This is a genomic window from Burkholderia sp. Ac-20384 (genome assembly GCF_017104605.1).
In the GTDB taxonomy this organism is placed as follows: domain Bacteria; phylum Pseudomonadota; class Gammaproteobacteria; order Burkholderiales; family Burkholderiaceae; genus Burkholderia; species Burkholderia lata.
The window spans coordinates 20,890-28,740 of record NZ_JAAGPE010000102.1 but is presented as its reverse complement, the minus strand read 5'-3'; the positions used below and the strand labels follow the sequence as shown (position 1 = coordinate 28,740).

Genomic DNA, 7,851 nt, shown 5'->3' with positions numbered 1-7,851 from the left:
CCCCGGCGCGCGGCTCGGGATCGAGCTCGGTTTCGCGGCCGCGCTCGTCGCGCTGCACGTGCCGGCGACGTGGCGCGCGACGCTTGCGGCGCTCGCGCTGCTGGCCGGCGTGGCGCTCGTGAACCTGCTGCCGGTCAATCCGTTCTTCGACTTCACGCTGTCGGGCTGGCGGCAGGGCCGCTACGTGCACTTCAACAGCCTCGCGCGCTGGCTCGCGTGGATCTGGCCCTACGCGGCGCTGATCTGGCTCGGCCAGCGCGTCGAGCATGCGTGGCTGCCGGCCGTGTTGCGCCGCTGACGTGGTGGCTCTGGCGGTGTGGTGGTGGTATCGCAGGCAGCGGTGCGTGCCGCTCGCTATAATCGTCCGCATCCTCTGCTGCCCCGCGCAGCGGCAACCGCCCCTCTTTCCGCACGGCCTCGCGCCGGGCCGCTCGTCACCATCATGGATTCCTACTACCAGCACCACGTCTTCTTCTGCCTGAACCAGCGTGAACCGGGCGCCGAGCGCCCGAGCTGCGCGCAATGCGACGCGCAGAGCATGCAGGAATACGCGAAAAAGCGCGTGAAGGAACTCGGCCTCGCGGGGCCCGGCAAGGTTCGCATCAACAAGGCCGGCTGCCTCGACCGCTGCGAGGAAGGGCCCGTGATGGTCGTGTATCCGGAAGGCACGTGGTACACGTACGTCGACCAGGCCGACATCGACGAGATCGTCGAATCGCACCTGCGCGACGGCAAGGTCGTCGACCGCCTGAAGATCTGAGCGGGCCGGCCGAATGAACGTTCATACGCAGAAGTCGCTGATCGCGGGCCCGGTCGGGCAGATCGAAATCGCGGTCGACCTTCCCGACGCAGTACGTGAAAGCGGCGCCGCGCCGCGCGGCATCGCGCTGGTCGCGCATCCGCATCCGCTGTTCGGCGGCACGATGGACAACAAGGTCGCGCAAACCCTCGCGCGCACGCTCGTGCAGCTGAATTACGTCGTGTTCCGGTCGAACTTCCGCGGCGTCGGCGCGACCGAAGGCGTGCACGACAACGGCACCGGCGAGGCCGACGACCTGCTCGCGGTGCTCGCGCACATGCGCGCGCAGCCCGCGTATGCGGACCTGCCGCTCGTGCTCGCGGGCTTCTCGTTCGGCACCTTCGTGCTGTCGCACGTCGCGAAGCGGCTGCGCGACGCGGGCGAGACGATCGAGCGGATGGTGTTCGTCGGCACGGCCGCGAGCCGCTGGCAGGTGGCCGACGTGCCGGAGAACACGCTCGTGATCCACGGCGAAACCGACGACACGGTGCCGATCGCTTCCGTGTACGACTGGGCGCGGCCGCAGGAGCTGCCGGTCGTCGTGATCCCCGGCGCCGAGCATTTCCTGCATCGCAAGCTGCATGTGCTGAAGCGCATCATCGTCGACGCATGGCGCTAGCCAGTGCGCGGGTGCCGGCGTAACGCCGGCAGCCCGCGTCGCCTCTCACTCAGGAGCGCCGGCCCGCGCCGGACGCGCGTTCTCCCCGCGCGACATCGCGCCGCAGCGTGCGGCGCCACCCGACTTCCACCTCGCCTGCGCATGCCTTTCGCACACCTTCGCGTGCGATGACGTGCAGCTTGCCGTCACCCTGCGCCCGATGCGGATGTGCAACTGTCCGGCGTCAGGTTCGCGAAAACGCCCTGCGCGGCCACGTATAATGGCCGGATTCCGCGTCGCCCGCGGCCCGGCTGGGCCCATTGCGGCGCTCGTTTCGCCGCCTGTCCGCCCGCTCGCGACGGCCGCGAACCGAACGCGTCCGCATGAGTCCAACCGGCGCGTTTCGCGTCGCCCGACGATTTCGGGCGAGTGCCCGAAACGCCCGCCGCCTTGCCGTTCAACCCTGCGCGTTTCGCACCGCACTTTCTGCCATCAGCCTGAATCGATCATGCGTCTGTCTCCCCAAGGCCTCAAGTCCCTCGCTTCCTCCATCGCCTTCGGCACCGCCGCGCGCAACGTCGCGCTCGGCGTGATGCTGCCCGTCGCGCTCGCGTCGACGATCGTCGTCGCCGAGGCGAAGCCGGCCGCCAAGGCCAAGGCCGCGCATGCGGCGCCGGCCGCCACCGAGCAGTTCACCGGCGCGCCCGCGACCTACATGCCGGGCGCCGTGCCGCCGCCGGGCGTGAATGCGCGCTCGTGGGTGCTCGTCGATGCGACCAGCAACACGGTGCTCGCGTCGGGCAATGCCGATGAACGCGTCGAGCCCGCGTCGCTGACGAAGCTGATGACCGCGTACCTCGTGTTCGAGGCGCTCGACAAGAAGAAGATCTCGATGGAGCAGATCGTCACGCCGAGCGAAGCCGTGCGCCGCGTCGGCCGCGACGAGTCGCGCATGTTCATCGAGGCGAACAAGCCGGTGTCCGTGCACGACCTCGTGTACGGGATGATCATCCAGTCGGGCAACGACGCCGCGATTGCGCTGGCCGAACTCGTGGGCGGCAGCGAAGGGCAGTTCGTCACGCTGATGAACGACGAGGCCGCGCGCCTCGGCATGAAGGGCACGCACTTTGCCGACGTGAACGGCATGCCCGACCCGAACCACTACACGACGGCCGGCGACCTCGCGAAGCTGTCCGCGCACCTGATCCGCGATTTTCCGCAGTACTACAGCATCTTCTCGGAGAAGGAATTCAAGTACAACAACATCCGCCAGGGCAACCGCAACCGCCTGCTGTGGCTCGACCCGACGGTCGACGGCCTGAAGACGGGCCATACGCAAGCGGCCGGCTACTGCCTGATCGCGTCGGCGAAGCGCGCGATCCCGGGTGTGGACGGCCAGCGCCGCCTGGTGTCGGTGATGATGGGCGAGCAGAAGGAAGGCGAGCGCACGCAGGACAGCATGAAGATGCTGAACTACGGCTACAGCGCGTTCGATTCGGTGCGCCTGTTCAAGGGCGGCCAGGCGATGTCGACGCCGCGCATCTACAAGGGCAAGGAAAACACCGTGCAGGTCGGCGTGAAGGGCGACCAGTGGGCGACCGTGCCGCGTGGCCTCGGCGACAAGATCAAGACGGAAGTCGACGTCAATGCGCCGCTGATCGCGCCGCTCGCGGAAGGCCAGCAGGTCGGCACCGTGAAGATCGTCGCCGACGGCAAGACGCTGTCGGAATTCCCGGTCGTCGCGCTGCAGGCCGTGCCGGAAGCAGGTATCTTCGGGCGTATCTGGGACTCGATCCTGCTGATGTTCAGCAAGAAGAAGTAAGCACGACGGGCCTTTGTTTTCACGACTTCATCCCCATCTGTCATAGCTATGAGCCAAGCCGAATTTGAACCGATCGTCTACCTCAGCGTGTCGTCGCAGGAGGAAATGGTGCCGCTGTCGGAAGCCCGTGTACCGGTGCTCGACCGCGGGTTCATCTTCGGCGACGGCGTGTATGAAGTCGTCCCCGTTTATGCGCACGACGGCGCGCACGTGCCGTTCCGGATCGAGCAGCATCTGGCCCGGCTCGAGCGCAGCCTGAAGAAGATCGGCATCGCGAGCCCGCACGACGACGCGGGCTGGCGTGCGCTGATCGAGCGCGTCGTCGCGGCGAATGCCGAAGGGCTCGGCGACGGCAACGCGCTCGTCTACCTGCAGGTGTCGCGCGGTGTCGCGAAGCGCGGCCACGCGTTCCCGGCGAACGCGGTGCCGACGGTGTTCGTGATGACGAGCCCGCTGCGCCTGCCGTCCGCGGAAGAACGCGCGCAGGGCGTGCGTTGCGTGACGGCCGAGGATCGTCGCTGGCTGCATTGCGACATCAAGTCGATCTCGCTGCTCGGCAACGTGCTGATGGCGCAGCATGCTGCGGAACGCGATGCGTTCGAGACGCTGCAGTTGCGCGACGGCAACCTGACGGAAGGCTCGTCGTCGAACGTGTGGATCGTGAAGAACGGCGAGCTGCTCGCGCCGCCGCGCAGCAACAAGATCCTCGAGGGGATCCGCTACGCGCTGATCGAGGAGCTGGCCGACGAATGCAAGATCCCGTTCGTCGCACGCGAGATCAGCGAAGTGGAATTGCGCGCGGCCGACGAAATCATGATCACGTCTGCCACGAAGGAAGTGCTGCCCGTCACGTCGCTCGACGATCTGCCTGTGCAGGGCGGCAAGCCGGGCCCCGTGTTCGCGGCGTTGTATGACGCGTACCAGCGCGCGAAGGCGCGTGAGTTTGAACAGTTTGACCTAACCCGGAGCAAATGATGAGCGAACCGACCAAAACCATCGAGGTGACCGGCGCGATCGATACCCGGAAGGAGTCGCTGCTGGAGTTCCCGTGCGATTTCCCGATCAAGATCATGGGCAAGGCGCACCCCGAGTTCAAGGACACGATCTTCAAGGTCGTCGCGGTTCACGACAACGAGATCGATGTCGAGAAGATCGAGGAGCGCGCGTCGAGCGGCGGTAATTACACGGGCCTCACGATCACCGTGCGGGCGACGAGCCAGGAACAGCTCGACAACATCTACCGCGCACTGACCGGCCATCCGATGGTCAAGGTCGTACTCTAAGCGCTTTCCAGCCTCCTTCTTGCGCGCACTCGGCGGGGGTCTTCCCCGCCGCGCGCCGCGCGTCCAGCTCGTCGCACAGCCGTTTGTATTCGGCGACTTCCTGAAGCAGCCAGGTTCTGAACGCCTGCACGCGCGGCGTGTTCAGGAGCGGCGGCGGACACACGAAAAAATAGTGCCACGGGCTCGGCCCGTCGATGTCGAACAGGCGCACGATGCGCCCGTCGAGCAGGTCGTGCACCGCGAGCGAGCGGCGCACCAGCGCGATGCCCTGGCCGTCGATCGCGGCCAGCAGCAGGTTCGACGAATCCTGGTACAGAATCCCCCGTTTCGGCTCGGTCAGCGTCTTGAGCCCGGCCGCGTCGAACCACGGCCGCCACAGCTCGTCGTCCGAGCGCAGCAGGTTGTAGTGCGCGAGATCGGCGGGCGTTTGCGGCAGCTTGCCGCCGTTTAGCGTCGGCGCGCACGCCGGAAAGAACACCTCGTCGAACAGTGGCTCGACATGCAGCCCCGGATAGTTGCCCTGACCGAAGCGGATCGCGATGTCGACGTCGTCGCGTGCGAAATCGGTGAGCGAGTTGGTCGACTGCAGCTCGACGTCGATTTCCGGATGCCGCTCGATGAACGTGCCGATGCGCGGCGTGATGAAGCGCGCGGCGAACGACGACAGCATCGACACCACGAGCCGCCGGTCGCGGTCGCTCGCGCGCACGTCGCGGGTCGCATCAGCGATCACCATCAGCGCGGTGCGGATCTGCTGCGCATAGCGCATGCCGGCGTCGGTCAGGCACAGCCGCTTGCCGTTGCGCGTGAACAGCTGCACGCCGAGCTCCTCCTCGAGCGCGCGTACCTGGTGGCTGACCGCGCCGTGCGTGACGTACAGCTCGTCGGCGGCGCGCGAGAAATTCTCGTGACGGGCGGCGGCTTCGAACGCGCGAATCGCGTTCAGCGCAGGTAGCTGGCGGAGGTCCATTTGCTAATTTTCCTCACATCGACGTGAAAATTGGTCGTTTTGTCAGACGCCTTGAAGTGACTACGATTGTAGCCATCGAAGCACTTATTGGCGGAGTCGATCATGCAAGAAATTTCTTCAAGCATCACGTTCGAAATCCCCGCGGGCGAAACCGTGCCGATGAAGGTACAACGCAGCACGCGGCTGGTGGTGCAGTGCGGGCCGGTGTGGGCGACGCGCAGCAACGACGTCGACGACTACTTCCTGGTCGACGGCGAGACGCTGAAGCTGCGCCGCGGCGAGCGGCTGTGGCTCAGCGCGGAAGGCCGCGAGGGCGCGTGCGTGGCGTTCTCGGTATCGCGGCCGCCCCGGGAAGTCGCGCTCGGCGGGCTGGCACGGTTGCGCGAACGCGTGACCGCGCTGCTCCATGACGGATGGCGCACCGTCTGACCATTATTTCCTCCGACGGATACCGGCGATCCGTCCCCTCTCCAAGGCCGGCGAGACCCACGGGTTTTCGGTAAACTACCGCCCATGTCCGTTTCGCCGGTTTCCATCGTGTCCACGCCTGTTGCCGTTTCCGCATCGCCCGCCGGGTCCCCGGATCAGCCGGCCCCGCCGGTCACCGTGCGCTGGCGGGGTGTCGAGACCTACGAGGCGAGCTTCGACGCGATGCGCGCGTTCACCGACACGCGCACGGCCGACACTGGCGACGAGATCTGGCTGGTCGAGCACCCGCCCGTCTACACGCTCGGCCAGGCCGGCGACCCGTCCCACCTGCTGGTGGCCGACAGCGGCGTGCCGCTCGTGAAGGTCGACCGCGGCGGGCAAATCACTTATCACGGCCCCGGCCAGATCGTCGCGTACCTGCTGCTGGACCTGCGCCGGCGCAAGCTGATGGTGCGCACGCTGGTGACGAAGATCGAGGAGGCCGTGATCGAAACCCTCGCGGCGTATAATCTCGCTTCGGTCCGCAAGGCGGGTGCGCCCGGGATCTACGTGGCATCCGGCGTGCACGAGGGCGCGAAAATCGCGGCCCTCGGCCTGAAGATCCGCAACGGCTGCAGCTATCACGGGCTGAGCCTGAACGTGAAGATGGATCTGCGCCCGTTTCTTGCGATCAACCCGTGCGGCTATGCCGGACTGGAAACTGTCGACATGGCGAGCCTCGAGGTTGCCGCCGACTGGAACGACGTCGCCCACACGCTGGTGCGCCGTCTGATCGCCAACCTCGACGGCGCATCCGCGGCCGCCGACAAGCCGCAGGCACTGGAACAACATTCGAATGACTGACGTTACCGCTTCCCCCGCACCGGCCGATTCGGCCGCGACCCCTGCCTACGATCCGACCGCCAAGCAGAAGGCGCAGGCGAAGACGGCGCGCATCCCGATCAAGGTCATTCCGATCGAGAAGCTGAAGAAGCCCGAGTGGATCCGCGTGAAGGCGGCCACCGGCAGCTCGCGCTTCAACGAGATCAAGACGATCCTGCGCGAGCACAACCTGCATACGGTGTGCGAGGAAGCGAGCTGCCCGAACATCGGCGAATGCTTCGGCAAGGGCACCGCGACGTTCATGATCATGGGCGACAAGTGCACGCGCCGCTGCCCGTTCTGCGACGTCGGCCATGGCCGCCCCGATCCGCTGGATCCGGACGAGCCGAAGAACCTCGCGCGCACGATCGGCGCGCTGAAGCTCAAGTACGTGGTGATCACGAGCGTCGACCGTGACGACCTGCGCGATGGCGGCGCCGGCCACTTCGTCGAGTGCATCCGCGAAGTGCGCGAGCAGTCGCCGGAAACGCGCATCGAGATCCTGACGCCGGATTTCCGCGGCCGTCTCGACCGCGCGATCTCGATCCTGAACGCCGCCCCGCCGGACGTGATGAACCACAACCTCGAAACGGTGCCGCGCCTGTACAAGGAAGCGCGCCCGGGTTCGGACTACGCGCACTCGCTGAAGCTGCTGAAGGACTTCAAGGCGCTGCATCCGGACGTCGCGACGAAGTCGGGCCTGATGGTCGGCCTCGGCGAAACCGAAGAGGAAATCCTGCAGGTGATGCGCGACCTGCGCGCGCACGACGTCGACATGCTGACGATCGGCCAGTACCTGCAGCCGTCCGAGCACCACCTGCCGGTGCGTGCGTACGTGCATCCCGATACCTTCAAGATGTACGAGGAAGAGGCGTACAAGATGGGCTTCACGCACGCGGCCGTCGGCGCGATGGTGCGGTCGAGCTATCACGCCGATCTGCAGGCGCACGGGGCCGGGGTGGTCTGAGCGCCGTTGCTTCGCCGTCTTCCGGCGATCACGAAAAAGGCCCGCAGCGATGCGGGCTTTTTTGTTGGCGCGGACGCCATTCGTGCGTTCGCACGGCAATCGCCATCCCACCGGACGCGCAA

The 7,851-nt window shown here is 66.6% G+C and carries 9 protein-coding genes and 1 pseudogene; 9 read left to right on the top strand and 1 reads right to left on the bottom strand.

The window, feature by feature from the left end; translation table 11 throughout:
- The 6 genes and pseudogenes from G3O00_RS20150 to G3O00_RS20125 form a co-directional block, all read left to right on the top strand.
- Positions 1 to 298 (top strand): annotated as a pseudogene (locus G3O00_RS20150) (teicoplanin resistance protein VanZ); the annotation flags it as partial.
- 144 nt (positions 299 to 442) lie between these two features.
- The gene (locus G3O00_RS20145) at positions 443 to 760 is read left to right on the top strand and encodes a ferredoxin (RefSeq protein WP_011353339.1); all 318 of its coding nucleotides are present in this window, start codon (positions 443 to 445) and stop codon (positions 758 to 760) included.
- Positions 761 to 773: 13 nt separating this feature from the next.
- Positions 774 to 1,418: an alpha/beta hydrolase gene (locus tag G3O00_RS20140; RefSeq protein WP_034198940.1), complete on the top strand. Its 645-nt coding sequence runs from the start codon at positions 774 to 776 to the stop codon at positions 1,416 to 1,418.
- Positions 1,419 to 1,905: 487 nt separating this feature from the next.
- Positions 1,906 to 3,219, top strand: coding sequence for a D-alanyl-D-alanine carboxypeptidase family protein (locus tag G3O00_RS20135; RefSeq protein WP_011353337.1), 1,314 nt, complete (start codon positions 1,906 to 1,908; stop codon positions 3,217 to 3,219).
- 48 nt (positions 3,220 to 3,267) lie between these two features.
- Positions 3,268 to 4,194 (top strand): D-amino acid aminotransferase, encoded by a 927-nt coding sequence (locus G3O00_RS20130; protein WP_206144087.1) that lies wholly within the window; start codon positions 3,268 to 3,270, stop codon positions 4,192 to 4,194.
- Positions 4,194 to 4,502, top strand: a complete 309-nt coding sequence (locus G3O00_RS20125; protein ID WP_011353335.1) for a YbeD family protein — start codon at positions 4,194 to 4,196, stop codon at positions 4,500 to 4,502. Before G3O00_RS20130 ends, G3O00_RS20125 begins: the two co-directional genes overlap by 1 nt.
- Here the strand turns inward: G3O00_RS20125 and G3O00_RS20120 are convergent.
- Complete coding sequence (locus G3O00_RS20120) at positions 4,486 to 5,472, bottom strand: transcriptional regulator GcvA (protein WP_011353334.1); 987 nt, start codon at positions 5,470 to 5,472, stop codon at positions 4,486 to 4,488. The two genes, G3O00_RS20125 and G3O00_RS20120, sit on opposite strands and share 17 nt — an antisense overlap.
- A 102-nt stretch (positions 5,473 to 5,574) precedes the next feature.
- Between G3O00_RS20120 and G3O00_RS20115 the strand changes: the two genes are divergently transcribed.
- The 3 genes from G3O00_RS20115 (at position 5,575) to lipA (ending at position 7,729) form a co-directional block, all read left to right on the top strand.
- A complete protein-coding gene (locus G3O00_RS20115; protein ID WP_011353333.1) occupies positions 5,575 to 5,901 on the top strand; it encodes a DUF2917 domain-containing protein in 327 nt (108 codons plus the stop codon).
- 84 nt (positions 5,902 to 5,985) lie between these two features.
- Positions 5,986 to 6,744: a lipoyl(octanoyl) transferase LipB gene (gene lipB, locus G3O00_RS20110; RefSeq protein WP_166965229.1), complete on the top strand. Its 759-nt coding sequence runs from the start codon at positions 5,986 to 5,988 to the stop codon at positions 6,742 to 6,744.
- On the top strand, positions 6,737 to 7,729 hold the full coding sequence (lipA, locus tag G3O00_RS20105) for a lipoyl synthase (protein ID WP_039346279.1): 993 nt from the start codon (positions 6,737 to 6,739) through the stop codon (positions 7,727 to 7,729). The genes lipB and lipA overlap by 8 nt, the downstream gene beginning before the upstream one ends.
- Positions 7,730 to 7,851: the final 122 nt, after the last annotated feature.